Source organism: Acinetobacter sp. NIPH 542 (assembly GCF_000369825.1).
In the GTDB taxonomy this organism is placed as follows: Bacteria; Pseudomonadota; Gammaproteobacteria; order Pseudomonadales; family Moraxellaceae; genus Acinetobacter; species Acinetobacter oleivorans.
The window spans coordinates 239,321-265,927 of record NZ_KB850206.1 but is presented as its reverse complement, the minus strand read 5'-3'; the positions used below and the strand labels follow the sequence as shown (position 1 = coordinate 265,927).

The 26,607-nt window shown below is 38.4% G+C and carries 21 protein-coding genes and 1 other RNA gene; 9 read left to right on the top strand and 13 right to left on the bottom strand.

Going from position 1 to position 26,607, the window contains the following annotated elements; translation table 11 throughout:
• The first annotated feature begins 102 nt into the window (after positions 1-102).
• The 3 genes from F886_RS06900 to F886_RS06890 are packed head-to-tail and all read left to right on the top strand — an operon-like array spanning position 103 to position 1,800.
• Positions 103-642 carry a PAAR domain-containing protein gene (locus F886_RS06900; RefSeq protein WP_005303200.1) on the top strand — a complete coding sequence of 180 codons (540 nt, stop codon included), beginning with the start codon at positions 103-105 and terminating at the stop codon, positions 640-642.
• 2 nt (positions 643-644) lie between these two features.
• Positions 645-1,343, top strand: a complete 699-nt coding sequence (locus F886_RS06895) for a hypothetical protein (protein WP_005303198.1) — start codon at positions 645-647, stop codon at positions 1,341-1,343.
• Complete coding sequence (locus F886_RS06890) at positions 1,318-1,800, top strand: hypothetical protein (protein ID WP_005303196.1); 483 nt, start codon at positions 1,318-1,320, stop codon at positions 1,798-1,800. The genes F886_RS06895 and F886_RS06890 overlap by 26 nt, the downstream gene beginning before the upstream one ends.
• Before the next feature lie 222 nt (positions 1,801-2,022).
• Here F886_RS06890 and F886_RS06885 read toward each other — a convergent pair whose 3' ends face one another.
• The 4 genes from F886_RS06885 to F886_RS06870 are packed head-to-tail and all read right to left on the bottom strand — an operon-like array spanning position 2,023 to position 8,204.
• On the bottom strand, positions 2,023-2,463 hold the full coding sequence (locus F886_RS06885; RefSeq protein WP_005303195.1) for a very short patch repair endonuclease: 441 nt from the start codon (positions 2,461-2,463) through the stop codon (positions 2,023-2,025).
• Positions 2,464-2,471: 8 nt separating this feature from the next.
• Positions 2,472-4,148, bottom strand: a complete 1,677-nt coding sequence (locus tag F886_RS20200) for a response regulator receiver domain (protein ID WP_005303193.1) — start codon at positions 4,146-4,148, stop codon at positions 2,472-2,474.
• Positions 4,149-4,151: 3 nt separating this feature from the next.
• A complete protein-coding gene (locus F886_RS06875) occupies positions 4,152-7,142 on the bottom strand; it encodes an ATP-binding protein (RefSeq protein ID WP_005303192.1) in 2,991 nt (996 codons plus the stop codon).
• A 9-nt stretch (positions 7,143-7,151) separates the two neighbouring features.
• Entirely contained in the window at positions 7,152-8,204 is a 1,053-nt protein-coding gene (locus F886_RS06870; protein WP_005303191.1) for a DNA cytosine methyltransferase, read from the bottom strand.
• Positions 8,205-8,351: 147 nt separating this feature from the next.
• Between F886_RS06870 and F886_RS06865 the strand changes: the two genes are divergently transcribed.
• Entirely contained in the window at positions 8,352-9,242 is an 891-nt protein-coding gene (locus F886_RS06865) for an HNH endonuclease (RefSeq protein WP_005303190.1), read from the top strand.
• A 9-nt stretch (positions 9,243-9,251) separates the two neighbouring features.
• On the opposite strand, the gene F886_RS06860 is transcribed toward F886_RS06865, so the two are convergent.
• The 6 genes from F886_RS06860 to F886_RS06840 form a co-directional block, all read right to left on the bottom strand.
• Complete coding sequence (locus F886_RS06860) at positions 9,252-10,067, bottom strand: HNH endonuclease (protein ID WP_005303189.1); 816 nt, start codon at positions 10,065-10,067, stop codon at positions 9,252-9,254.
• Between the two features lie 122 nt (positions 10,068-10,189).
• Positions 10,190-10,548: a transfer-messenger RNA gene (gene ssrA / locus F886_RS19680) on the bottom strand.
• Between the two features lie 159 nt (positions 10,549-10,707).
• Positions 10,708-12,693 (bottom strand): gamma-glutamyltransferase, encoded by a 1,986-nt coding sequence (gene ggt, locus F886_RS06855; protein WP_005303188.1) that lies wholly within the window; start codon positions 12,691-12,693, stop codon positions 10,708-10,710.
• Positions 12,694-12,998: 305 nt separating this feature from the next.
• On the bottom strand, positions 12,999-14,525 hold the full coding sequence (locus F886_RS06850; RefSeq protein WP_005303186.1) for a DHA2 family efflux MFS transporter permease subunit: 1,527 nt from the start codon (positions 14,523-14,525) through the stop codon (positions 12,999-13,001).
• A 6-nt stretch (positions 14,526-14,531) separates the two neighbouring features.
• A complete protein-coding gene (locus tag F886_RS06845; RefSeq protein ID WP_005303184.1) occupies positions 14,532-15,683 on the bottom strand; it encodes an EmrA/EmrK family multidrug efflux transporter periplasmic adaptor subunit in 1,152 nt (383 codons plus the stop codon).
• A gap of 267 nt (positions 15,684-15,950) precedes the next feature.
• The gene (locus tag F886_RS06840; protein ID WP_005303182.1) at positions 15,951-16,448 is read right to left on the bottom strand and encodes a thioesterase family protein; all 498 of its coding nucleotides are present in this window, start codon (positions 16,446-16,448) and stop codon (positions 15,951-15,953) included.
• Between the two features lie 142 nt (positions 16,449-16,590).
• Between F886_RS06840 and hemB the strand changes: the two genes are divergently transcribed.
• Entirely contained in the window at positions 16,591-17,604 is a 1,014-nt protein-coding gene (gene hemB, locus F886_RS06835) for a porphobilinogen synthase (RefSeq protein ID WP_000222569.1), read from the top strand.
• A gap of 25 nt (positions 17,605-17,629) precedes the next feature.
• A complete protein-coding gene (locus tag F886_RS06830) occupies positions 17,630-18,745 on the top strand; it encodes an NAD(P)/FAD-dependent oxidoreductase (RefSeq protein WP_005303180.1) in 1,116 nt (371 codons plus the stop codon).
• Here F886_RS06830 and F886_RS06825 read toward each other — a convergent pair.
• Together F886_RS06825 and F886_RS06820 are read right to left on the bottom strand one after the other, a co-directional pair.
• Positions 18,737-19,642, bottom strand: a complete 906-nt coding sequence (locus tag F886_RS06825) for a TIGR01777 family oxidoreductase (RefSeq protein ID WP_005303179.1) — start codon at positions 19,640-19,642, stop codon at positions 18,737-18,739. The genes F886_RS06830 and F886_RS06825 overlap by 9 nt on opposite strands.
• Before the next feature lie 83 nt (positions 19,643-19,725).
• The gene (locus F886_RS06820) at positions 19,726-20,178 is read right to left on the bottom strand and encodes an ABZJ_00895 family protein (protein WP_005303177.1); all 453 of its coding nucleotides are present in this window, start codon (positions 20,176-20,178) and stop codon (positions 19,726-19,728) included.
• Between the two features lie 380 nt (positions 20,179-20,558).
• Between F886_RS06820 and F886_RS06815 the strand changes: the two genes are divergently transcribed.
• Complete coding sequence (locus F886_RS06815; RefSeq protein WP_005303175.1) at positions 20,559-20,936, top strand: VOC family protein; 378 nt, start codon at positions 20,559-20,561, stop codon at positions 20,934-20,936.
• A 76-nt stretch (positions 20,937-21,012) separates the two neighbouring features.
• On the opposite strand, the gene F886_RS06810 is transcribed toward F886_RS06815, so the two are convergent.
• Positions 21,013-21,486: an OsmC family protein gene (locus F886_RS06810; RefSeq protein WP_005303173.1), complete on the bottom strand. Its 474-nt coding sequence runs from the start codon at positions 21,484-21,486 to the stop codon at positions 21,013-21,015.
• A gap of 163 nt (positions 21,487-21,649) precedes the next feature.
• Between F886_RS06810 and F886_RS06805 the strand changes: the two genes are divergently transcribed.
• Both F886_RS06805 and F886_RS06800 read left to right on the top strand, forming a co-directional pair.
• Positions 21,650-22,918, top strand: coding sequence for an exonuclease SbcCD subunit D (locus F886_RS06805; RefSeq protein WP_005303171.1), 1,269 nt, complete (start codon positions 21,650-21,652; stop codon positions 22,916-22,918).
• Between the two features lie 9 nt (positions 22,919-22,927).
• Positions 22,928-26,524, top strand: coding sequence for an AAA family ATPase (locus F886_RS06800; RefSeq protein ID WP_005303169.1), 3,597 nt, complete (start codon positions 22,928-22,930; stop codon positions 26,522-26,524).
• The last annotated feature ends 83 nt before the right edge of the window (positions 26,525-26,607 follow it).

Genomic DNA, 26,607 nt, shown 5'->3' with positions numbered 1-26,607 from the left:
CTTGGGGGAATAGTTCTTAACTGAACAATAAAAAATATACAGTATTGTCTACCCCCTATTTGGTATGCTTTTGGCACTTCATAAAGATAAGAAGGAATAAGTTTGGCAACACCATATATAACAATAGGCTGCCCCACTAGTGGCGGTGGTCAAGTAATTTCTGGGAACAGTATGTTCCTAGTCGACGGTATTCCCGTTGCTTGCGTCGGTGACAAAGCTACCTGCCCCACTCATAAAGTTGTTGCAACTATTGTGTCTGGCGACCCGTATATGCAAATCTTTGGTAAAGCTGCTGCGCGTGTTAACGACTCTCTTTCCTGTGGCTGTAAGTTACTTCCACAACAGAACTTAGTAGTTCAAGACAATGGTGGTGGTTCGGCTCAAAGTTCGCCAGCGAGTAAAGCTCAAGATAATTTTGTTCTTCAGACTGACGAGCATGGACTCAAGTTTCAGTTTAAAGATCAAGAAACTGGCAAACCACTTGCACAGCAATATTTTAAATTAAAAGGACCTGACGGCACTGAAATCGAAGGGTTTACCGATAAAAGTGGTTTTACAGAGCTAATCAAAACAGGCACAGAAGCAAAAGAAGTCGATTTAACAACATTTGATTTATCTAAGCCAATGGCTAAGTGGGAATAAAAATGTCAGATAATAATTTAGGGAACCCTTATCGCCGCAATATCCCTGGCTCTTCACCCGCATGGGACTCGTATCCGAACGAGCAAAAAGTTTGTGAAATCACTGAGCCACTTTGTAATGATCATATTAAAGTTCGTAATTACGCGATGGTTCGACCTTATAATTTTATGATGAGCATTCAGCATTGGGCAGAGGTCGCAGATAATACAATCGAAATGCTGATGGCAGCTCGTTTTGGTATGGAATGGGATATTAATAAACTTAATGATGGTTACATGAGTGACCCCGCTTTCCATACCCGAATGTACATAAAATTTCAAAACTATGTGCTAAAACACTCAGTAAAAGAGATTCCTCGAATTGTAGGAGAGTTTCAAAGTACAGCTTTTAAAGTACGCTTTCTAAGTACGTTTGCGGTCGATGAACTTCTTGAATTACGCAATTTAAGTAAATTTGATCAAGGTAAAGAAATTTATTCTAAAATCGAAGATTTGAAAGATACGCTTAAAAAGTTAGATGTTGTTACTGCAACTAGGGACTTAGCAGATTTACAAATGAATCACGGCCCCCTACACATCAACCGAAATATGTTCAAAAAAGTCTTTGGCCAAGACTATAATCCTAAAATGATCCAAATTATGAAGCAAAATAGAGAATATTCAGGAGACCCACATAATGTTGGCAACCAAAACTTATATTAAATTTATTTGTGCTCCTCTGTTTATGCTTTTCATTAATGGTTGTGCAAATACACAAGTAAATAACGATAGAGAAGCTTTAGTTAATGCAGGGCGTGGCGCAGTCAGTGTAATAACTACAGATTACCGAGTGTATAGATATGCTCTTCAAGAAAAAAATAGTGATATCACTAAATCTTTAGTTTATGCAACATTAACAAAAGCAAATGCATTAAAAGCTTTTGAGGAAGGGGCTGGCAATGGATATATTATTGAAGAAAGTTTGAATACGAGTAAATTAAATAAAATCTGTTGGATGGCAAAATTTGCTCGCGAAACAAAAGATATAATCTCGCCTGAAGAACAAAATAACTATAAAGATATTTATGCTTGGCTTAACTCTAAAGAGCAAGTGTGGCTAAAAAAAATAAATTCTACTTATACTAAAGATGAGCTAGGACCTGACGATTGCCGTAAATAATGAGTCAATAAAAAAGCCACTTATCATAAGTGGCTTATTATTGAGAATTTTGATGGGATGGTTACTCGTCTAAAGATAAAGTAAGAATAGCTATAATAGTGTTCTACTCTAAAGCAGTGCAAAAACTTAAGGTTCAGTTGTGTATGAAAGCTTAGAAGTTTCCCAAAAAGTTGACTTATCTTTTTAAATTTTACATATAGATTTCAAATTACAGAATTATAATTAATCTATTTCCATATAAGGCTCATTACTAAGCAACCATTCAGCAGCTTTTTCCAAAGAAATCTTAAATTTTTCAGAGTTTTTTGTATTACATTCCCACCAAACCAATACTCGCCAGCCTTGAATGATCAATTTCTCAATATTCATTTTATCTCGTTCTTTATTTTTTCCGATTTTTTCTCGCCAAAACTCCACTCTTGTTTTTGGTAATTTTGACTTTGCACATCCATGTGCATGCCAAAAACAACCATTAACTTGAATTACAGCACGATATTTAGGAAAAACCATATCTGGCTTACCTGGAAGATGATTGACATGTAAACGGTATCTAAACCCCATACGATGTAACATATGTCGAATTTGTATCTCAGGTTTTGTATCACGACTTTTGACACTCGCCATCATTTGTGAGCGAATTTTACTATTCACGATATCAGCCATAATAGTACTTAGTCAGGTTTCTTTAATCTTAACCACTCAAATGAATCAAACCCTACTCTAGATAAATTAGCATAAACTGAGTTAACAATTTCCTGATATATTGGTTGTTTAAACTCACCACACCATTCATATTCATTTTTAAATTTGCTACATTTGAAGATATAATTTTCCTCTTTTTTTTCAGCTTGGACTACTCTTGTTTCTACTGGATTAAAATGAATTATATCTATAAATTTAGAAGCTTTTTTAAGCTTAAGTTTTTTATATTCATTTTCACCTTGACGAATTACATGAGAGAACTTAACTCCATCCACCTTCTCTACTTTTAAGAAAATAAAGCTTGTTTCATGATATAATCTCACACTATCACATATCGGCTGAATACAAATATAATAATCTTCATTAAGCTTTAAAATACTTCCTTGCTTTAAAACTGGCAAATGACCTTTAGTTAAAGATCGGTTATCTCTGCGTAGACATTCTATCGCACTTAACTCTAAATGCTCATTAGATGAATCTTTATCATTAATAGATAACTCAATAACATTGTCTTTAAAAAAGTCTAAAATAGTTTTGCCTTTCTTTGTATGAAATTTTGGTTCTTGCGTTAATATAGCTTTTAAATTAGTTTCATTTTCTACAGTAATTAATTCTTCCATCCTTAGATTTCCAAATTTCACTGCAGGGGTTTCACCAACTTTTATAGAAAAACCATCACTTCTATTTTCTTTATTAACAAAACTTGGCCAACTTTTTAATACTTTCTTAGATAGAGAGTCTTTAATATGAATACTAGTTTGTAGTTCAGATTTAATCTCTTCTGAGATTAAATCAACAGCATAATCTATAGCAACTTCATGAGCCTGTTCTCTCATATCTGGAGAGGAAATTAAACCTAAGACATGTGATAAATAAGCTGTATCTAAATTTTTATTAAACTTATAAAGGATATTATGGGTTTGGTTTCTTACTTCAGTAATTGATGCTAAAGCTGCATTTGATAGAATCCCCACAGTTAATTCAGTAAATAGTTGAATTACTTGTTCTGATAGATCCTTTTCATTAGTATGCTTAGAAATAATAGATATACTACAAAGTTTCAGCTCATCTTTAGAAAAGTTTATTTTTATTTCATTTTCTAAACAAGGATTATGTTCATTAAGTTCTTTTAATAATTTATCCGATACCGTACTTTTATCTTCAGCAGTATATATCACAATTAATCGTAATCTACCTTTATGTTCAATATCATAATTTATAATTTCTTTAATTGATTTAGTAGCTATACGACCAATATCCTGGTCTTTTTCCATTTGCCAATCTAATATTGTAATATCTGAATTTTTAGAACTTTTTACAATTGCATTTACTGTAGACTCTTCTTCACCAAAGGGCTTTAAACCACTACAAATAATCGCCTTTTCAGCAAATTCAGAGGATAAGTCTTGATAATATAATTTATTATCATCCAAATCCCTATAAGTTGGTTGAACATTAGGAATAACACCTATTCCTGTACTGATATCATTAAAATCTGGTTCTATAATTTCATCGGGTACAGAAGAATCCATTGGTCTAGCATCAAATACCATTTGGTCATCAACCGCTACAACTGACTGAATAAATTTTTCTACTATATGGCGAGAAATATCTAAGAAATTTTCAGACTGGGCTAATATTGTCATATATTAAATATCCTCTTCCATATCTTTAAAAATCCTAAAAACAGCACCAGATGATGGATCATAAGGATCTAAAGTTATTCTAAAATTATCTTTTTCTAAAGTTTGTTTAGTTACATATAATCCCATACCCCGCCCTCCTATTCGTCGAGAAAAACCAAATTCAAAAATATTCTCTATATCAATTGTTTGTATTCCAGGACCTGTATCTTTTATTATAAAAGAATTATCCTGAGCATCTAAAGTTACTTTTTTCTCCCCGGAACTTTTAAGTACCCAATATAATGCATTATCAATAATATTTACAAAAGCTGGATATATAGTTGAAGTATATCCAAAAGTCTTATAATTGATAAAGTTTTCTGTTATTTCCAATATAATATTCTCTTTCTCGCATCTCTCATAGAATACTTCTTTTACAAATGTAGATAATGATTTACCTGTAATTTCCACCTGCTTTCTACTTAAACGTCGTGATAAAGGTGTAAATATTCTTAAATATCCATCCAAATGATCAAAACCGACTCTAATTTTTTCGTATATTGAGTATAAATTTTTATTTTTTTCAGCCCAAGGTTTAAATTCAGTTATACCACGTCGCACAAAAATAATATTATTATTAAATTCATGATGTATTACACCTAGAGCCATTCCTAATTGAATCATTTCAATATTTTCTTCATGCTGCTCTTTTAGATGTTCATTTTCTGCTTCTAATACTGCTGTTAATTGAGCAGAAGAAACTTGATTTTCCTGTGAACCTTCTTTTGTTACATTAATTTGGGAGTTTAATCTATCAATTTTTTCAATAACTTCTTCTGTTAGTCTATCAAGTTTAGTTTCTAAAGTTTTTTTAAGATCATAAATTTCTTGTGTATTTTTTTCACTTAAATTTGTTGAAGCAAACTCTTCTTTAACTTGTATTAAAGTCTCATAAGAATGAGTCCGACTTTTTTTGATCTCATCTGTTGCCCATGATGTAAGAGATTTTATAGACTCCTCTGTCTGCCTATATATTTCATTTATCTTTTTCTTATGCAATTCCTCTTGAGCTATAAAAGAATCAACTAATCTTCTCTTTAAATTCTTCCGATTCCCATATAAGTCTTCCAAGTATACCAATCTACTATTAAACCAGTCTTGTAAAGTATTTAAGCTTTGCTCTACTTCACGTGAGCATAGTTTTTGATAATCAATTTGACGCGTTAATTCTTTTCCAAAACCTACTCCTGTAGGAATATTAATTTTAATTTCTTCACGAATTTCGTATAATTTTCTCTTATACTTTTCTTCTAAAGAAAAAATAAAATCATCATAATCTGCTTCATTTAAATTAAATAGATTAATTCTATCTGAAATTTCATCTCTTAAATTTGAAATTTCCACATCCCACATACCCTCGTCAAATTTTTCAAAAAACTTTTTTAAGTTTTCTTGAAGACGTTTTCTTTTTGCGGATTTTAATTTTTGTCGCTTCTCCAAAGCTTCATTAATTTCTTTATTTCTATTACGATGTTCCATAAATAGATCGGACATTTCGCCGCGTTCAGTAAAATAATTACTTGCAATAAAAATAAAAAAGTTTTCTAGAATAGATTTAAATTGTTTATAAGCTTTATTTTCAATAAATCCTTCACGTCCCGCCTTCTCTTGTAAATTTGAGTTTTCCCTTTTTGTTACATCAATATAACCAATCATATTACGATATGAAAAATAGTAATCAGCCGCTCTTTTCGTTCTTCTATATTCTATACCAAGGAAATCGAACTCAGGTCCTCCATATGGTAATACTCGTATTCCATCACGATAAATATATAGTCCACCTATTTTATTCGTTTTATTACTTAACTCATTATGTAACTCTGGTGCTAATTTACTTTCTTTAGCTCGTCCTTGCACACTTGCCAAATGTATTTCAAAGGCACCACAATTAGTAGGAACATTTCCACCATTCATCCAAGGTATAGTAATATTTTCGGATAAGTTTCCAAAAATATTTATAGATCCATGAAACTGCCCATATTCGTCGAATTTTCCTACAAAATGATGATCTGCCAAGTTAAAATCTTCACGAGTAAAAAAATTATCTTCATCTAGATGATCAATACACTGTCCTTGGTAATTATGATCCCGAAAACGAGCCTTAATAGGTAAATCCCTATCGTCCTTAATCGTATTTGTAAAACCTAATAATACTTTTTTTAATTTAGATACTTCTTCTTCAGAATTAACATCAATTTCAGTATCTAACACTTCATCAATTGGTGAAATAATAAAATGTGTACCATACCCCTCACCATCTAGTGATAAATAACCTCTTTCCTCTGTTAAATTCAAATTATCATCTAGTTTTTCCAACTGATCTTTCCAATATTCTGGATCATAATTGAAACTATCAATTTGCTCACAAATATTATTAATTTTGTTAATCGAAATTTTATTACTCAAACTTTTTATATTATTTTTAGCTTGTTCTTTCAGATTTTCTACTTCTATTAAATTAATAATTTTACCAGATTCTTTGGTAATTATTGGAATTTCAATATCACTCAAATCAAGAGAAGGTAAAGAAAAAAGAGTCCAATTTACAAATGCAACTACAAGTTCACCTAACTCATTTCCTCGTCTAGCACGAGTCATCACTAGCACCTGCGGCCCAATAGCAGCAATGGCTAAACGTCCAATTCCCTTTTCACCCATTACCTGCCTTTTATTCTTTTCATTATCTACAACGGGTTGGGCTAAAGCATCTTCATCTTCAAATTTACTATCTGTTCCAATAGTTAACCAACGCTCTTCAAACTCATTAAGAGTCATTCCTAAACCATTATCTCTTAAAATTAAAAGATTTCTTTTTCTAATATAATCTACTTCAACATTATCAGCATAAGCATCATGAGCATTCTTAAATAATTCACTCAAAGCAGTAGGAATCCCAGCAATTTGCTGTCTCCCCAACATATCCAAAGTTCTAGCTTTCGTTCTGATCTTAGCCATTTTATTTTTTTAACCTCTATAATGTTTATAATGTTCTAAAATAGATAGTCCAAATTGTTTTGCCATTTTACAAGGAACTGCATTGCCAATCTGACGCGCAACTTCTCCTAAACTCCCTTCAAAAATAAAGTTTTCCGGGAATGTTTGTAAACTTGCAGCTTCTCGAATACTAATAGCTCGATTTTGTTTAGTATCTGGATGGCCAAACCGTCCATTTGAATAGCTGTAACATCTAGTTGTTAAAGTAGGTGCCACTTTATCCCAACTCATACGCCCATATGTATCCATATGCCCAGTATGTTTTTTATGGCATTCGTTAATTAAGCGATAAGGCCAATTTCTTCTATCTCCCCCCTCAGGTGTACATCGAATTCGCTCTAAATTCTTATCATTTAATTTAGGTGATCTATGCCATTTATCTGTAGAGTTTAACTCACCTGCTTGTATTGAAGGGAAATGACCAATATAGTCACGTACTGTTGCGTAAGGCAGGTACCCTGGTCCATGAGTTTTTTCAGGAAGTTCTATTTTTCCAAGTCTACTTGCTAAAAGTACAAATCTTTTTCTACGTTGCGGAACACCATATTCTTCCGATCTAGCAATAAACTCGACAAAATCATATTTTTCACTTCGAATGAAATTAATAAATCTCTTGTAGGGGCCATCTTTCTCTTTATCAATTTTTTGAATACCTGGCACATTCTCAATAAAAATATACTCTGGTTTCAATTTTTTAATAAAGCGGTGAGTTTCATCTAAAAGTGTACGTCTTATATCATCTTCAGATTTTAATTTATTTTGGGTAGAAAAAGGTTGGCATGGAGCACATGCAACAAAAACAACCGGTTCCTTGGGAACATTTTTTTTCTTAAAAAACTTTGTAAATTCTGTTTCATTTACTGTACGAATATCAGCATGGAAAAAAGAAGCTTCAGGAAAATTGGCTTGGTACGTCTTGGCAGCTTTCTCATCAAAATCCAATCCAATTGTAATTTTGAATCCAGCCTGTCGGAGTCCTTCACTCGCACCGCCACAACCCGAGAAAAAATCTATTACTTTCAATTTCCTACCTAAACATTTTATTTTTACAGCAAGTCCACTATTATAACAAAGTTTAGTTTTTTACGTAATAAAAACTTATTTTTAAGTTCAATCTCTATAAAAAATAAGTTTAAATTTTATCTTTAACCAATTTTTAATAACTCAGAAATGAATATACAAGCTAGATTCTATGAAACATATGAAATATGCGGAATTATCGACCAAATTATACGAAATCCTTTTGATTATCTTTTGAAATTAGAAAGTTTTTCTTGCGATGAAGACTGGTTGTTTTTAGCTATGCCCTATGACAAATATTCTATTCTTCATAAATTCATTGAATATGTTTTAGATGAAATACACTCTGAACAAGCCGAAGAGTATGACCTAGAAAATGAACAACGAATATTTTTAGATTTTCAAGGTATTCCTGAAGCTTTAAAAAGTTTACAGCCAACAAAATTACCAATTGAATTAGCCTTTGATTATTATGAAATTAAATATGAATCTTTTATAGACTATATTGAACATAAAGATAAAAAATTTATTGAAGCCGATAAAGATGATGTAGATGAATTTATGTCAGAACTATATCTAACTAATGAATATGAAAAATTAATAGACCAAAGAGTTAAAGAAATATTCCACATCTTATTTATGAATCGACAACTCCTTCTTACATTTAATAGTTTTTTATCCTCTATAATTGAAAAAAATATTAATTATCATAAAGAGGAAGTATATGATCAAGATTTGTTAAACAAACTATTTGATGAAAATGGAAAACTTAAAAGAATAAATCCTCCTAAGTGGGCACAGCAAGCTGTATATTATAGAGACCGAGGGCAATGCACTTTGTGTAAAAAAGATTTAACTGGCTTAATAAATTTAGCTAATATTAAAAATTTTGATCACATGATACCATTAAGTTTATATGGTCTAAATGATATCACCAATTTACAATTATTATGTATAGAGTGTAATCAGTTGGAAAAACGTGATAAACATGGATACACATCAAATAAATATCAAACTTGGTATTCTTATAAAAAATCCTGAAAAGAAAATTTATAAATCCAGGAATTTTTGCCGATGTTGGGCTAGTAAATCCATATCAATTCCAAATCTAATAGGGTAAACAATTGATTTACCCTCTATCTCTGACAGTCCAATATTATAAAATGTTGTTTTTGCAAGTTTATGAAGTTTAGGCGAAATCATTACTTCTAATTTATTGCTTAATGTTAATAGATGCTGATCAAAAGCCCTATCATAAAGCGGAGAAAGACTCAGACCATTATGAGGACTTAATCGCTTATCAGGCGCATCTGCCCATCCCACAATATGACTTGCAACCAATAGCCGTGGTTCTGCTAATCCACAAATGCAACATCTCTCTTCAAAGTTACTTAAAATAGTAGAGCGGAAAAATTTTTGACGTATACGCTGCCTTGTAATAACTTCTCGCTCTTCACCATAGTAATCATTATCGGTATTCAATTCTTCTAGTTGAGAATATTGATCATATATAAGACTTTCAGAAGCCTTACTTAAATTATTAAGAAGAGTTTCTGCATCTAATGTTAATTGTTCCAATCTATTACTGTAGTATTCCCACACTTCTTTATCTAAAGTAGAGGTATTTCCCATACCTCTACGCCCACTAGCAATTATTATAGGATCAAGGCTTGCGAGATTAACCAATTTCATCGCAAGTGCATTAGAGTTTCGGTTAATCATTTCAGCCCATTTAATAATTAATGGATTTCTGGCATGTAACTTTCCAAATGGTAATTGATAATACCAAAATAAAGCTAATATAGTTTGCTCTCTACTCCATAAACCCTTTGAAGGCCAGAAATCTAAATTTTTATTTATCAACAATTTTCACTTCCTTTATATTATTTTTAATAAGTTGCTAATAATAACTCATGATAATTATATAATTTAAAATCTACATTAATAAAAAACCCCGAAACTTACGTTTCAGGGCTTTTCACGAATCTTGGTGGAGATGGCGGGAGTTGAACCCGCGTCCGCCAGCATTACGCTCGAGAATACTACATGCTTAGATATCGTCTATTGTTTTAACACCTTGTGACCCGACGAACAGGGTACAAGGTGCGATCCTCTAAGTTTGGTATAAAGCCCCGAGGCTTGACTCTATACGGACTTGTGTGCGTGCGCTACGGTCGGGTTCCTAAACCACAAGTATTCTAGGAAGCGGACAAACTGCCCTTAGGCAGCTAGAGCGTAAGTTTCGTCGTTTGCGACTAAAATATGCAAATTTGATTTACGAGAGAAAATGCGCTCTCGGCATGCATCTATGAGTTTCATCACCAGCGTCGAAGCCAATAACATCCCCATGAATGTCTGAACATCATAGCATAACTAAAATAAAATACTGTGCATTTTATCAACAGTCTGCTACTGATGAACATATTTACATAATTGAGTGTCTTTTGTTTTTTTCAAGGGTCACATAAAAAAGCTGCCAAAAATGACAGCTTTTTTAAAGTTTGGTCTATAAAGCACCATTGCCTAACACAATACCTTCACGGCGTGGGTCTACCCCACCTGCGTATTTGCTTTGATTATTTATATTTACTTTCATAATCGTTGAAATACCGCTGGTTTGCGCAGTGTTGGCAACGCCATGCCCTTTTGCTTTTAAGCCTTCAATCAAATCAAGCAAAGAAAGCTGTACATTCGAGCTATCCACATTGGTGTTTTTGCTATTGGTCGCACCAAAGTTTACAAGCGAAGTGGCCTGCTGCGCATTTAAGTTCCAGTCCAGCGCACCTACCAATGTTTTAACTACATATTGAATGATCGTACCGCCACCTGGTGAACCTGTTGCCATATAAAACTCATCTGGCGTAGTGCCTTTAAACACTAAAGTTGGCGCCATGGTACTTCTTGGGCGTTTGCCACCTTCCACACGGTTAGCAACCAGTGCCCCAGTGCTATCAAGTGGGTTGGCGCTAAAGTCAGTTAACTGATTTGACAGCAAGAAACCATCCACCATGTGGAATGAACCCATGCTCGACTCAACAGTCGATGTCATTGAAACCACATTGCCATAGGCATCTACAATCGTGAACTGAGTTGTTCCGTGTTCAACAGTCGTGTCGACACCCGAAGCTGGATTGAAATTACCCGCTGGTGCGATGCCCATACTCTGGTTCGGGTTAATCAGTGCTGCACGTTGTTTTAAGTAATTTTTATCAATAAAGCTTGCAATACCCTGTGCTGGTAAAGCGACAAAATCAGTATCAGCCACGTATTTGTCACGGTCAGCGTAGGCCAAACGCTCTGCTTCAGACACTAAATGTACGCCCATTACATCAGGTACACCACCTTCATTTTCAGGGTTTTTAGGTGGGTAAAGCGACATATCAAAGTTTTCTAAAATACCCAGCGTTTGCGCAACCGCAATTCCTCCCGAAGATGGAGGTGGCATGGTACACACATAGTAACGGTCACGGTACGTTGTACAAATCGGGTCGCGTTTTTTAACCTGATAGTTCGATAAATCCTGCAAGGTCATTAAGCTTGGGGTAATTGGAGTTCTTGCTGGGTCATCCCCTAACGTCTGTCCTGCTTTTGCCACAATCGCTTGAGCAATTGGACCGGTGTGCAGCGCATTTGCACCTTGCGTGGCAAGTGCTTCTAGGGTTTTTGCATAGGCTTTATTGGTCATGGTCTCACCGACTTTACGAGGTGAACCATCTGGGTAGAAATAGGTTGCCATTGCATTTGCATCGAGCGCTAAGCTGTTTGCATTGCTTGCAATTGCATCTGCCAAGCGGCCCGGAATGCGGAAACCGTTGTCAGCTAAACCAATGGCTTCATCAAAAAGCTGGTTCCACTTAAGCTTGCCATGTTCTTGTTGTGCTTGTTCAAGCAAACGCATCACACCCGGCACACCAATCGAGCGCCCACTACGGCGGGCACTTGGTACAGGTGCTGGTGAATTTGGGTCATATATATCTTGGCGAATTAAATAATATTCATTGGCTGCGGCTGGTGCGGTTTCACGGCCATCATAAGCAGTGACTTTTTTGGTTTTGGCATCGTAATACATCATAAAACCACTGCCAGCAATGGTGCTCGATTGAGGCTCGACTAAACCCAGCACCGCTTGTACCGCAACGGCAGCATCGACTGCACTACCACCTGCTCTTAAAACATCACAACCAGCTTTTACCGCAAGTGGTGTGTTTGCCACCACCATATATTTATCTGCGTATTTAACCGTGTTACCAAGTCTATAACCCGATGCACCTTCAGGCGCGGCTGGGTCACCATTTTGGTTTGAACCGACCACCACGCTTGAACCGTCTTGTGCCAGTTTGCTACAACTGGTCGGGTCATTATCTACAATTAAATTGGGCGGGGTTGTATTTGAATCATCCTTGGGCTGATCTGACGAGGAGTCATCTCCACATCCTTGTAATAAACCGACTGCTAATAAACTACTGAACAAAAATGAATATCTTTTATTCACGTGATAACTCCAATATATACGCCTGCCTATCCATGCAATTGCCATGCAAGCTTCTTTGTTTTCAGGTATTAAGTTTTTTTAATCTTTGATAAAAATAAGGTTTTATAATATTGAATGTTTAAGGGCGTTTTATCCTGTGCCCTGTATTAAGCCTCCTTGCTTGATATTACACGCTTTTATATTTGATCTGCCCGATTCTGGCATGCTTTATTTAGTGAAATACAGGCAAAATCTACCATTTATAGACTCGCTCTATTTTTTAATAGAGCTAAAAAAAGCACCTCCGAAGAGATGCTTTTTTGTGTTTAGTGAGATGGCATTCCGCTGACATCTCCTTTGGGTTTTGGACACAGCCAAATGACCAGCCCCGCAAAGACAAACACCATCGCAAACAGCAAAAATACATGGTTTGCCGACATGGTAATCGCTTCTTTATCGACGAGGTTTGAAATGATTCCCAACGTCGAGTCAGCCGTAAAACCATTTTGCAAAAGGTTATTTTGAACTTCAGCAGTATTTAGGTTTGACACCATTTCACTACGTGCAACTTTGGCGTGGTCGTCCCACACGGTGACTGCAATTGAAGCACCAATTGCCCCTGCCATAGTTCTTAAGAAGTTCATAAGACCCGCAGCAGATGCAATCTCTTGCTGGAGTACCGAACCCAGTGCAATATTCGACAGTGGAATAAAGAAGAACGGTACAGCAAAACCTTGCAAGATTTGCGGCCAAGCCAGTGCCATAAAGTCGGCGTCTGTGGTCCAGAATGCCCGCATTAAGGTCACCCCGCCCAGCAAAATTAAACCGAAACTCGCTAGTGCTCTTGGGTCATGTTTGGTTGAAAGCTTTGCCACAATCGGTGACATGGTCAAACTACCAAAGCCCATGGTTGCGGTTAAATAGCCGGCCCACGTGGCAGTGTAAGAAAGGTTCATTTGCAGCCACTGCGGAATCAGTACAATACTGCCAAAGAACGCACCAAAGCCGAGCGACAAGGCCAGTACCGAAATTGCAAAGCCCCTATGCCTAAAGACTTTGACATCCACGACGGGGTGTTTGTCGGTCAGCTCCCATATGAGGAACACCACAAAGCCTATGGCGGCAGTTAAGCCTAATACCACAATGCTGGTGCTATTAAACCAGTCGCGTTCGTGCCCTAAATCGAGCATGAGCTGTAATGCACCAATCCACAAAATTAACAGACCTAAACCGACGGTATCGATTCTTAAAGAAATTGTTTCTGTTTCGGCGGGTTTTAGCAAACGGATTGCCGCTAAAACACAAACAATGCCGACCGGAATGTTAATAAAGAAAATCCAGTGCCAAGACAGGTTATCACTAATCAGACCACCCAAAATTGGTCCTAAGATTGGTCCAACGACGGTAGTCATGGCCCATAGGCCCATCGCCTGTGCATGCTTTTCTTGAGGGAAAATACGCATGAGCAAGGTTTGGCTGAGTGGCATGAGGGGGCCACCGCATAGACCTTGTCCAATACGGAAAAACACCAGCATCCCTAACGAATTTGCTAGACCGCACAAGAAAGAAAAAATGGTAAAACCAATCAGGCCAAAAATAAAAACCCGAACAGTTCCAAAGCGCCCTGCAAGCCAACCCGTTAAAGGTACACAAATCGCTTCTGCAACTGCATACGACGTAACAACCCATGTGCCTTGTGTACTTGAAACGGCAAGGTTACCGGTAATATGCGGTACAGATACGTTGGCAATGGTCGTATCGAGCACGACCATAAAGTTCGACAAGGCAATAACAAACGCTGCCAGTATTAAACGGCCACCGCTTAGTTCGGCAAAAGGTGTTTGCGTTTTCATAAGCGTTTACTTCGCAGATAAGTCGACTTTTGCTTCCATCGACAAGCCAACACGCAGTGGGTGTTCAGCAAGTTCTTTTGGGTCAAGTGCAATACGAACTGGTAAGCGTTGAACCACTTTAATCCAGTTACCTGTTGCATTTTGAGCCGGAATTAAGGCAAAGGCAGAGCCTGTACCACCAGAGAAGCCCATCACTTTGCCGTGATATTCAACATCGTCACCATATAAATCTGAAGTAAGTGTGACGATTTGACCCGGACGGACTTTTTTCAACTGACTTTCTTTAAAGTTTGCATCTACATATAAATCGTTCAGCGGCACAATCATCATCATGCTGGTGCCCGGTGCTACACGTTGGCCAACTTGAATATTACGACGTGTTACTACACCATCAACTGGCGCACGAATCACAGTACGTTCTAAATCAAGCTGAGCTTGTTCAACATGTGCCTGCGCAACTTGTACATCAGGTGTTGAAACTTCGCTTACACCCTGAATTAAGGCTTCGTTTGCAGCTAAGGTACTTTCGGCAGCTTTACGACTTGAAGACGCTTGCGCTAAACCTGCTTTAGCAAGCTCTAGCCCTGCTTTGGCTGTTTCAACTGCACTTTGTGCCTTAGTGAGTTCTTCTTTAGATACTGCACCAGACGCGGCAAGTTGTGCACGGCGGTTGAGCTCTAACCCAGCTTTGTCGTAGTCAGCTTGCGCTTGAGCAACCTGTGCTTTGGCACTGTTAATTTCGTCAGCACGCACCACCACTTGAGAGTTTAAAGAACTACTGTTTGCTGCGGTTTGTTTGTATTGGCGTTTTGCTTTGGCAAGTTCTGCCTCAGCTTGCGCTAATGCAATTTTGGCATCACGGTCATCAATACGAACCAGCACGTCACCACGATGTACCGTTTGAGTATCTTTTACGACAACCTGAGCGACCTGACCGCTCACCATTGAAGTAATTTGCGCGGTTTCTGCACCGACATAAGCATTATCCGTACTCACGGAGTTGTTTAAAAATAATGCCCAAATTGCATATAAAATAGCGGCGATCAATAAAATCAGCGCAAAAAAACCAAGAAATTTTTTGCGCTTGTTTTGATTGTTGTCATCCGAGGCAGATGTTGTTGGCACTGTTTCTTCTACATTGCTTTGTGCATCAGTCATGGTATGTTCCTAAAGATGAGTTGGCTTTGCCATCAATCTCGCACTACACCTTGCTATAGAGTTTTTATTTTTCTATAAACAAGACATATCGCATTGTCAAAGGAGCTAATTTTAACGCTAAAACCTCATAATATGAGAATAAAAATTTATAACTCATGCGTTCGTTCTAATTAAATTAATGTTTATCTCAAAGTTTTTGTAAAAATTTTAGCTTTTCAAACACTAAAAAAAGCGCACTCGGCGCTTTTAAAGGGTTCAATTCATCGCTTAATAGGCATATGAAGCAATACCCGCAGCAATAGCTTTCTCTTCATCATTGACCATGGTCATACGCATTGTGCAGCCCTTACGGCCTAAACGTAACACTTCAGCACGGGCAATAAAATACTTACCACGTCCCGGTGCTAAATAATCTACACGCATATCGACTGTTGCCAAACGCGACACTTGTTTAATCGTTTCAGTTAAAGTTTCTGGGGTCGAACGGCGATAGAGATGTTCCATGGCCACAATTCCGCCAATACTATCGAGCAAGGTTGCAGCAACGCCACCATGCAAAATCTGAAATGCCAGATTACCAATCAGGTTGGGTTGCATCTCGATATAGCCTTCAATGTGGCCATCTACCACACGCATAATCATTCCACTATGCTTAAAAAAAGGAGAGCTATTAAACGCCTTACATAATTGGTTGAGAACCACAGTTAGGTCAGTTTTAGCACCTAAATGGATGTTCCCAGTCCAATTTTTCTTTTCATCACTCATACATTGCCTAAATTTAAAAGCATGATAAACACCCATAATTTTGTACAAATCCAGCATTATGGGGCTACAATACAGCAGTCGGTTGACAGTAATGGAATATCCGCCAACCTATCCTAGTGTAATACCGAACATCGAGATTGTTATGACTTATACGTTCAATCGTCCTGCATTTCCAGCCACTCGCATGCGCCGTATCCGTAAAAATGACCAGTTGCGTGCGATGGTCAGCGAAACACAGCTCACTACCAATCACTTGATTTATCCAGTATTTGTATTACCGGGACAAAATCAGACCCAAGATATTCCAAGTATGCCAAACATTCAGCGTTTGTCGGCAGATTTGTTACTGAAAAAAGCTGAAAGACTTCTGGAATTGGGTGTATCAAAACTGGCTCTTTTTCCAGTTACCCCGCAAGAAGATAAAAGCCTCACCGCAGAAGCTGCATGGCGTGAAGATGGTTTAGTCCAAACCACCTGCCGTTTACTTAAAAAAGAATTACCAGAAATGGTGTTAATTACTGATGGTGCCCTCGACCCTTACACGACTCATGGTCAAGACGGCATTATTGATGAAACTGGCTATGTGCTAAACGACGAGACTGTAGAATGCTTGATTAAACAAGCCTTAAGTCACGCTGAAGCAGGTGCCGAAGTGATTGCTCCAAGTGACATGATGGATGGCCGTATTGGCGCGATTCGTCAGGCTTTAGAAGCCAATGGTCACATCTACACCAACATCATGGCCTACTCTGCAAAATATGCGTCTAGCTTCTATGGTCCGTTCCGTGATGCTGTTGGCTCTGCATCCAACCTAAAAGGTGGTAATAAATATAACTACCAGATGGATTTTGCCAACCGTGCCGAAGCGTTACATGAAATCGCGCTTGATATTCAAGAAGGCGCCGACATGGTGATTGTAAAACCGGGCATGCCATATCTGGATGTGGTACGTGAAGTGAAAGATACCTTTGGTATTCCAACATTCATTTACCAAGTGAGTGGCGAATACGCGATGTTAGCTGGCGCAATTCAAAATGGCTGGTTATCAGATTCAGTGATTTTAGAATCACTCATGTGCTGTCGCCGCGCTGGTGCAGACGGGATCTGGACTTACTTTGCAGAAACCGCTGCCGAAAAACTCAAGGAAATGAACTAAGTTCGCAGAGAAAGGATAACACTGCATGCATATTGCAATTATTGGCGCGGGCATAAGTGGATTAATGTCTGCGCTGGAGTTGGTTGAACAAGGCTGTACCGTCAGTATTTTTGATCAACAACAAGCGGGACAAGCAGCCTCTTGGGCTGGCGGAGGCATTCTCTCTCCGATGTACCCGTGGCGCTATGTGCATGCAGTGAACCAACTTGCTCAATTTGGTAAAGCCTCTTATCAAGCATGGAACCAAAAGCTCTACCCTGTTACAGGGATTGATTTTGAAATTCATGACACAGGCATGCTAATTTTTGATGAAGAAGATTTTGACATCGGGCTTTCCTACGCCGAGCAGCATCAAGAACCGATGCAGCGCTGTGAATATTTACAAAGAGATGCCTTAGAACAAGTTAATCCACATATTTCAGATCACTTCCAAGAAGCGATTTATTTCCCCGAACTGTCTAATATTCGTAATCCGCGTGTATTGCAGTCCCTGATTAGCTATTTAAAGCAACATCCAAATGTTGAGTTTTTTGAACACACTCCTGTTAAAAAACTGATTCAACAAGGCGATGTGATACAAGCGCTCCAAACCGAAGATGGACGTAAACATACAGCAGACCATTTTGTAATAACTTCGGGAGCTTGGAGCCATTACTGGAACTCACAATTACAACTCGAAATTCCAGTCGAACCTGTTCAAGGTCAAATGCTGTTATTTAAAACCCCTGCTCACTGGCTACCGACCATGTGCATGAATCGAGTGATGTATTTGATTCCTCGTATGGACGGTCATATTGTGTGTGGTTCTAGCATGGCACATCGTGGTTTTGACACCTCTACCGATGAAACCACCCAGCACAATATTTTAGAAGCGTGTTTAGAAATGGTGCCTGAACTGGCCGATTTCCCGATTGTACAGCGCTGGGCAGGACTCAGACCAAGTTCACCAAATGGCGTTCCGTACATTGGCAAAATGCCTGAAATGGATAACCTATGGGCAAACTTTGGTCACTTTAGAAATGGGTTATGTATGGGCGCAGGCTCTGCACAATTGCTCCGTCAGCTTATGTTGGGTCAACCGACATTAGTGGATGCCAAAGCTTATTCGCCAGAGCGCTTGCAAAATAAAATCTTAGCCTGACGCGAGTACATTCTCTAAAGCCATTTTTAGTTGAGGATAAGCAAATTCAAATCCTTCTGCTTGCAGGGCTTCGGGTTTAACGTATTGACCATTCAAAATCAATTGCGATTGTTCCCCCAACAAACAGCGAAAAACCGTGCTTGGTGCTGACAACAATGGTTTCTTATTCAAAACCTCAGCAGCTTGCTCAACAAATACCTTTTGGGACACGTTTTCTGGCGCCACGACATTGTGAATTTGGGCAGATTGAGGATGCTTAAATATAAACTCGATTGCGTTTAACACGTCTTCAATGTGTACCCAAACCACAGGCTGACGACCATGACCAATTTGACCGACTAAATTGAGACGAATCGGAAGCAACATTTTAGGCAAAATGCCACCGTCCTGCCCAAAGACTACACCTAAACGAATAATTTTAGTATTTTGCTGAGCGTCTGCTAAAGCTGCATGTTCCCACTCTTGGCAAAGCTCAGACATAAAAATAGGCTGTGGCGGGCTTTGTTCTGTGCACACCTCTGCCCACTTTTCTTGATCATCAATCCCGTAATAACCAATGGCCGAGCCAGAGACAATCACTTCTGGAAAAATTTCAGATTGCTTGAGCCATGCATATAACTTTCGGGTCGTGTTTACACGGCTTTCAATGAGTTGTTTTTTACGTGACTCGGTCCAGCGTTTTTCGCCAATATTTGCGCCTGCCAAATTCACTACATAGTCAATTTGACGTGTCGAAATATCTTCAAATTTTTGCACCCACTGTAAGGCAGGATGGTCAGATTTCTTTCCAGTCTGCCGTGTCACAGCAATCACGTTATAATTTTTTTGCAGCAGGAACTTAATTAAATGCGTTCCGATAAAACCACTTGCACCTGTAATTAATACATTCTTATTCATATTTCCTCCAAAACCGAGGACACAAGTTTTATTTCATTATATAAGACTCATTTATATTTAATCGTAGCTGTTTTTGTAGTGATCTAGTGCACATTAAACATTTTGTCTGCCATTCGCTGTGCCTGTTTGCCATAAAACCAATAGGTAATTAAATAAAGGGGAATAGCTAACATTAAAAGCATGATCACCATAATGCTCAAGAACTGAGGTTGTTTGAGGTAAAGCATAAAGTTCTGCAAAATCTCTGGGTCTTTTCTAGCAAATAAAAACAGACCAAATAAAACACCACATAAGTTATAGCCCCAAAAAATCAGGGTAAAACCTAAAGTAAATTTCTTTTTTTCTTGTACAGTCGGTGCACGGCGTTCTTTCTTTAAAAATTTAAATAAGACAAAAATCATTGCGCCTAAATATGGAACGGCTGTTAAAATACCGCCTACACTCGCTGGTAATAGTGCTGCAACCACACCTACAATTAAGGTAAGTACGATGCATAAACAAAAAAACCAGAGAAAGTAAGTACGTAATTTGGTCATATTTTTGCCTAATTTATGGGTTCAAAAAATAATTATAAATTTTTTTCGATTTTTTTTCATTTTTCTGTCAACCAATTCGAATCTCTTGACGTTATATAGGGTAATAAGGTCGCAGCAACCGAATACTTCCTTTGCACGGCATCCGCAAAATTGTTTCGGTGACCTTTCATTACGACTCTTTCCTTCCTTCGGATTAGGTTTTGTTAGCAGCCGAAACCCTTGATGAAGTTTTTGACCGACGATTCTCTCATCACTCGAATCGTCGGTTTTTATTTTCTAGCATTTTCATTTATTTTACGCTCACCATACACAATAGTCCTTTCGTGGCTATAAAGGCTATGCTTATACTTTTTGCACCATAAAAATATGTTTTAAATAATATGAACAATATTGCCTATTTTGAAATCCAGTCTTCAAACCCTGCCCGCGATGCGCAGTTTTATCAAGCTGTGTTTGGCTGGCAATTTAAACTCGATGAAAACTTACCGATTGAATATTACCGTATAGAAACGCCTTCAATTATGGGTGGACTATTAAAACGCCCAGCCCAAACTCCGCCAATGGAATATGGCACCAATGCATTTACCTGCTCGGTTCAGGTCGAAAATTTCGATGAAGTGGCTGCAAAAATTTTAGCGCAAGGTGGTATTGTCGCGATGGATAAATTCGCCATTCCCGGTCGTGCTTGGCATGGCTATTTTGTCGATTTAGACCACAACGTTTTTGGTATTTTCCAAGTCGATGAAAATGCAGCTTAAAGATCTTATTTAACGACTCTATTTATTTTTTTAATGTATAGCCACCGCCTTGTTATCGGTGGCTATTTCATATTAATTATTCAGCAAAGCTAAAGCTGGCTTCACATGTAATTGGAAAATTTACCGAATTGGCAATCATGCATTCATGATGCGCTTCTTCATGTAGTTTTGCAGCAAGCTCTTGATCGGCACCTTTTTCCAAAACAATCTCTGGTCTTAAAATAATTTGGGTAAAGTGACCACGTTTAACTGGATCTGCATCCTCCATAAAGCCAAGTGCATGGTCGACATAACTCAACACATGAATATGATTGACTGCACATAGGTGCAAATACCAAAGTTTATGACAAGCTGAAGCTGATGCAACCAATAAATCTTCTGGGTTCCATCTGGTCACATCGCCTAAATAGGCAGGGTCTGATGAACCTTGTATCGTGGCTTTTTGCGGATGCTGAATACTAAAGTCTCTTTTATATGAACGATAAGAAGAAGTGCCTGTTCCTGTATTGCCTTCCCACTGTATTTTTACTTCGTATTCATGAATGGTCATTTTGTTCTCAAAGTTCATGGTTTAAGTCGATAGTAACAAAGCAGCGTTTAAAGTGAAAAATTAATTTAAGTTTCAACTTAGGCTTAAATAACGAGCACTTTAAAATGTCTTGATAAAATCTCCTGCCAATTTATGCTAACGTATCTGTGTTTATTTTGGCTTGATGTCTGTTTCTATGTCCGTACATTTTCTACATACTTCTGACTGGCATTTGGGGCAGTTTTTTTATAATCATTCACGCCACTACGAACACCAACAATTTTTAAGCTGGTTACTTACTCAAATTAAAGAAAAACAACCGCATGCCCTGCTCATTGCCGGCGATATTTTTGATGTCATTAACCCGGGTTCTCAAGCACAAAAACAACTCTACCAATTTTTAGCAGATGCTCACCGTATTGCACCACACATGCAAACACTCATGATTGCGGGTAACCATGACTCAGGCTACCGTATTGAACAGGTCGAGCCACTATTAGAAAAATACAACGCAAAAACCGTGGGCGTGGTTCGCTGGAATGAAGACAAAACCCTAGACCTCGATCGACTACTTTTACCTATTTATAATCAAAATCAAGATATTGTGGCGTGGTGTCTTGCCCTGCCTTTTTTACGCTCGGCCGAAATTACGGGCTTTAATGAAAATACCACCAATAGCAAAAATGCGATTGCCTATTTGCACCAGCAACTCATTGCAGAAGCCAAACGTCGCAAGACACCAGACCAAGCCCTGATTTTGATGTCGCATGCGCATATGCAAGGTGGGGAAACATCTGACTCTGAACGTCCAATTATTATTGGTAATGAAGAGGCACTTTCGACGACTTTATTTGAAGATGCTGTCGACTATGTCGCTTTAGGGCACTTACATAAACCACAAAAAGTAGGTCAGCCGCACATTCGTTATAGCGGTTCACCCATTCCGCTTTCTTTTAGTGAAATTAACTATAAGCACCAAGTGGTTGAGGTCAAAATCGACCCGACTCAAGACACAGACAACCGTTTGCAATTTGAAGCTGTAGAAATTCCACGTTGCATACAATTGCACCGCATTCGTGGTGAGCTAAACGAGGTACTACAACAACTCAAAGCGCTGCCAAACGGCATGATTGAGAATATTGACCACCGTGAATATGTCGATATTGAATATTATAGTTTAACGCCGCCACAGCCGAATTTACGTCAGCAGTTTGAAGCGGCTCTACCGCCTGACCGCTACCGTTTAGTGCGTATTTCACGTCAATATGTGAATAAAGACACTACCGATTCAAATACCACCCAGCACATTGCACTTGAACCGCCAACACCAGAAAAACTCTTTCAGAATATTTGGGAAAAACAAGGTTACAGCGCCGATGATGCTGTCTTAAAAGATTTTCTGAGTCTGGTACAAGAGGCACAAAAAAATCTTGAAAATGATGCAACCCCTTAAGGATATGTCATGAAAATTTTATCCATTCGAATAAAAAATCTGGCATCTCTTTCTGATGAACACTTTATTGATTTTGAAAGTGTACCTCTCGCCCATGCGGGTCTCATTGCGATTGTGGGGAAAACGGGGGCTGGTAAGTCGACCATTTTAGATGCCATGTGTCTGGCTTTGTTTAATCGGGTTCCTCGCCTTAAAGACAGCGATGGCAAATTAAAAGATGTTGATGGTTCCGAGTTACTCACTAACTCACCTTTAACTGTCTTACGCCGTGGTACAGGATATGGTTTCGCTGAGCTTTGCTTTATCGCACAAGATCAAAAACACTATTTGGCACGTTGGGAAATTAAACGGGCACGTGAAAACCCAAACGGTAAATTACAAAGTGTGCAGCGCCACTTAAAATGCCTGACCGACGGTGTCGTGCTTGCCGACAAAGCCAAAGCGGTTGATGAAAAAGTTAAACAAATTACCCAGCTTTCATTTGAACAGTTTACTCGTGCCGTGTTACTTGCCCAGTCAGAAGTGACTGCATTTTTAAAAGCACGAGACAGCGAACGCGGTGAGTTACTCGAGTACCTGACTAACTCCAGCATTTTCGCCAAAATTGGTGAGCTGGCTTTTCGTAAAACAGCAGATATTGCAAAGCAGCGTAAACAGCTTGAAGAGTTCTTAGGCCATATCGAAATTTTGTCTGATGAAGAGATTGCTGCATTTACCGAGCAATATCAGCAAGCCGAGCAAAACCATCAACAGTTAGAACAACAGAAAAATGTTTTAGACAAACAACAACAGTGGTTTGAGCGTAAAGTAAAACTTGAGCAAGAAGTTCAAGCTAAACAGCAGCAGTTTCAAACCCAGCAAAATCACCATCAACAATTGGCTGGTGAGCGTGAGCAATTAAAACGACTCGAAGTTTTCTCTGAAATACGCCCACAAGTTTTTCAGCAATCTCAAAATTTACAAACGCTACAACAACTTGAGCCACAAATTCAGCAAGCTCAGACCAAGTTTAATGAGTTGGTGCAAATTTTTGAAACGGGACAAAAACAATATCAACTTGCAGAACAAGAACTCAAACAGACGCTCGATTTTGAGCAACAGCATCAACATGCTTTAAATCAAGTTCGACAGTCCATTCAGGAACGTGCTTTTATTGCCGATGAATATAAAAAGTGCAAAGAAAAAAGACATGTACTTGAGCAAAAACTCAGTCCACTGCACCAGCAGCAAAACACTGTGCAACAGCACATTGCACAGCTTGAGCAGAACCAAATTCATCTTCAACAGCAACTTACCCAAACTCAGCAATATGCTGTGTTGGACAAAGGCCTGTCAGCACATCTGCATCAGCTTGGGCAATTTATTCAAAATTACCAAGCGATTGAACAACAGCTTGGTAACCCTGCCCTTGCTCGCCAAAAGCTGTCGGAAGCTAAAAGTGAACTCGAACAACTCGTAACTTCACTAGGCACAGTTGAACAGATTGAGTTAAAACTTGAACAACAGCGTAAAGATAAAGATCAGAAACTTGCTCAAATCACTCAGTTAGATCTGATTCAGCAAAAAATAAAAATTTATCATGAGTTATATGCTGAGCTTCAGCAATTCACTGAAAAACATACTCAAACCTCTGCGCAAGAGCAGCAACTTAAAACCCTTTGCCAGTTAGCTGAGCAAGAGTACCAAACAGCAAAAACTGAACGTGAAAAGTTACAGCAGATCCTGCAACAGCAGCGTTTATTACACACCGAAAATATTGAGCAGTTACGGGCCAATCTTAAAGACGGCGAAGCTTGCTTAGTGTGTGGAAGCACACATCACCCCTATCGTGTTGATGACAGTGCGGTCTCTAAAGCTTTATTCGACTTGCAGCAACAACAAGAGCAACAAGCAGTAGCGCTAGAACAAACTAAATTTAACGCATGGCAAAACCAACAACATGCGCTTACCCAGTGTCTTGCTGAGCTTGAGCAAGTTCAGAAATACTTAACTCAACTTAAAGCCAAACAATCAAGCTTGCAGCAAGAACTTGAGCAGCAGTTTAGCCTCAATCAGTTACACATTGAGCTTAATCAAACTCCTGAACAAATCTTGCAAACGTTTAACGAACTCAGACAAACCACGCAAACTGCCATAAATTTATTTGACTCAGAAAACGTGCGTTTAGCCCAAGCGATTAAACAACACAATCAGCTTATTCAAACTATTCAGCGTAATGAAAGCTTGCTCAATACGGCACAGCAATGGCAACAACAAGTTCAACATATTGTTGAGTGTTTATCTGAAGCTGAACAACATTCATGGCAGCAGTCGAGTAGCCAAACGGCTAAGCAGACTTGGGCGATTCTCGACACACGTGCTAAGCAGCTTGAACAACAAGAACAGCTTGCACAGCGTTTTGAACAGCAGCAACAAGAACTTAAAATGTTAGCTGCCAACCTTGAACAAATGACCAAGCAAATTGATGAGATCGATCAAAATCTCAAAGAAATTACGCTTAAAGGCCAACAAAATAATGAAAGAGCGGTGTCGCTCATTCAACAAATGACTGGCCGCGCTGACATTAAACCGCACGAATGGTTAATTGAGCACGACGCTAAACGTCAGCAGCAACAAACGACGTATCATGAGGCTAAACAACGTTTCGAACAAACCAGACAGCACTTTGAGCAGCAGAAACAATCGCTCGATCAGCTCAAGCATCAACATCAACACACTGCACAACATCAGCAGCAGGTTGATGAGCAAATTCAAAACTGGTTAAAAGCTCACGCTGATTTTCAAGCATCTGACCTTACAGCGCTCATGCAGATTAATTCAGCCCAAGAGCAAGACATTCGTAACCGACTTAATCATGCTGAGCGTTTATTAAGTGAAGCTTCTTCTGCCCTTAAGACCATGCAAGAGCAATTAAGCGAGCACTTACAAACTCAACCAGATATTGAACATGAAAAGCTTGTTAGCCTCATTCAAGACAATATTGCAGAGCTTAAAGCACAACTTGAAATACGTGATCGGCTTAAGCTTAAACTTGAAGTACACCAGCAAAACCTTGCGAAGCAGCAACAATATGCAGAGCAAATTCAAAATATTCAGCAAGAAGAACATCGCTGGAGCAAAATTTCAGGTCTCATTGGCGATGCTAAAGGTAAAGAGTTCCGTGACTATGCTCAGCAATATCACCTAGATATTTTAGTGGAACATGCCAATCAGCAACTGGCGATGCTTTCTCAACGTTACACGTTAAAACGTCTAGATCAGTCTTTAAGCCTTGCGATTATTGACCATGATATGGATGGAGAAACCCGCTCTGTTGCCTCTTTATCTGGCGGTGAATCATTCTTAACTGCCCTTGCCTTGTCGTTAGCAATTGCCAATATGGCCTCGGGTTCAATGAAAATTGAATCTCTGTTTATTGATGAAGGCTTTGGTACTTTGGATGCTTCTTCTTTGCACATGGTCATGAATGCTTTAGATCAATTGCAAAATCAGGGACGTCAGGTCATTCTCATTTCGCACATTCAAGAAATGCATGAGCGTATTCCTGTACAAATTCAAGTGAAACCACTTGGTGCTGGCGCAAGTACAATTGAAGTCGTAGGCTAATTTATTAGGATTTCATATCTTAGACTTGATTGAATCTTATAGAATAAAGGGGCGTATTATTTACGCCCCTTTATTTCTTGTAT

What these genes read in the sequence shown, in the direction of transcription:
- F886_RS06815 (WP_005303175.1), top strand. Translation starts at nt 20,559, where the DNA reads ATGAACAATATTGCCTATTTTGAAATCCAGTCTTCAAACCCTGCCCGC.
- F886_RS06850 (WP_005303186.1), bottom strand. Translation starts at nt 14,525, where the DNA reads ATGAAAACGCAAACACCTTTTGCCGAACTAAGCGGTGGCCGTTTAATA.
- F886_RS06800 (WP_005303169.1), top strand. Translation starts at nt 22,928, where the DNA reads ATGAAAATTTTATCCATTCGAATAAAAAATCTGGCATCTCTTTCTGAT.
- F886_RS06845 (WP_005303184.1), bottom strand. Translation starts at nt 15,683, where the DNA reads ATGACTGATGCACAAAGCAATGTAGAAGAAACAGTGCCAACAACATCT.
- hemB (WP_000222569.1), top strand. Translation starts at nt 16,591, where the DNA reads ATGACTTATACGTTCAATCGTCCTGCATTTCCAGCCACTCGCATGCGC.
- F886_RS20200 (WP_005303193.1), bottom strand. Translation starts at nt 4,148, where the DNA reads ATGACAATATTAGCCCAGTCTGAAAATTTCTTAGATATTTCTCGCCAT.
- F886_RS06865 (WP_005303190.1), top strand. Translation starts at nt 8,352, where the DNA reads ATGAATATACAAGCTAGATTCTATGAAACATATGAAATATGCGGAATT.
- F886_RS06895 (WP_005303198.1), top strand. Translation starts at nt 645, where the DNA reads ATGTCAGATAATAATTTAGGGAACCCTTATCGCCGCAATATCCCTGGC.
- F886_RS06825 (WP_005303179.1), bottom strand. Translation starts at nt 19,642, where the DNA reads ATGAATAAGAATGTATTAATTACAGGTGCAAGTGGTTTTATCGGAACG.
- F886_RS06840 (WP_005303182.1), bottom strand. Translation starts at nt 16,448, where the DNA reads ATGAGTGATGAAAAGAAAAATTGGACTGGGAACATCCATTTAGGTGCT.
- F886_RS06875 (WP_005303192.1), bottom strand. Translation starts at nt 7,142, where the DNA reads ATGGCTAAGATCAGAACGAAAGCTAGAACTTTGGATATGTTGGGGAGA.
- F886_RS06890 (WP_005303196.1), top strand. Translation starts at nt 1,318, where the DNA reads ATGTTGGCAACCAAAACTTATATTAAATTTATTTGTGCTCCTCTGTTT.
- F886_RS06805 (WP_005303171.1), top strand. Translation starts at nt 21,650, where the DNA reads ATGTCTGTTTCTATGTCCGTACATTTTCTACATACTTCTGACTGGCAT.
- F886_RS06885 (WP_005303195.1), bottom strand. Translation starts at nt 2,463, where the DNA reads ATGGCTGATATCGTGAATAGTAAAATTCGCTCACAAATGATGGCGAGT.
- F886_RS06810 (WP_005303173.1), bottom strand. Translation starts at nt 21,486, where the DNA reads ATGACCATTCATGAATACGAAGTAAAAATACAGTGGGAAGGCAATACA.
- F886_RS06830 (WP_005303180.1), top strand. Translation starts at nt 17,630, where the DNA reads ATGCATATTGCAATTATTGGCGCGGGCATAAGTGGATTAATGTCTGCG.
- F886_RS06820 (WP_005303177.1), bottom strand. Translation starts at nt 20,178, where the DNA reads ATGACCAAATTACGTACTTACTTTCTCTGGTTTTTTTGTTTATGCATC.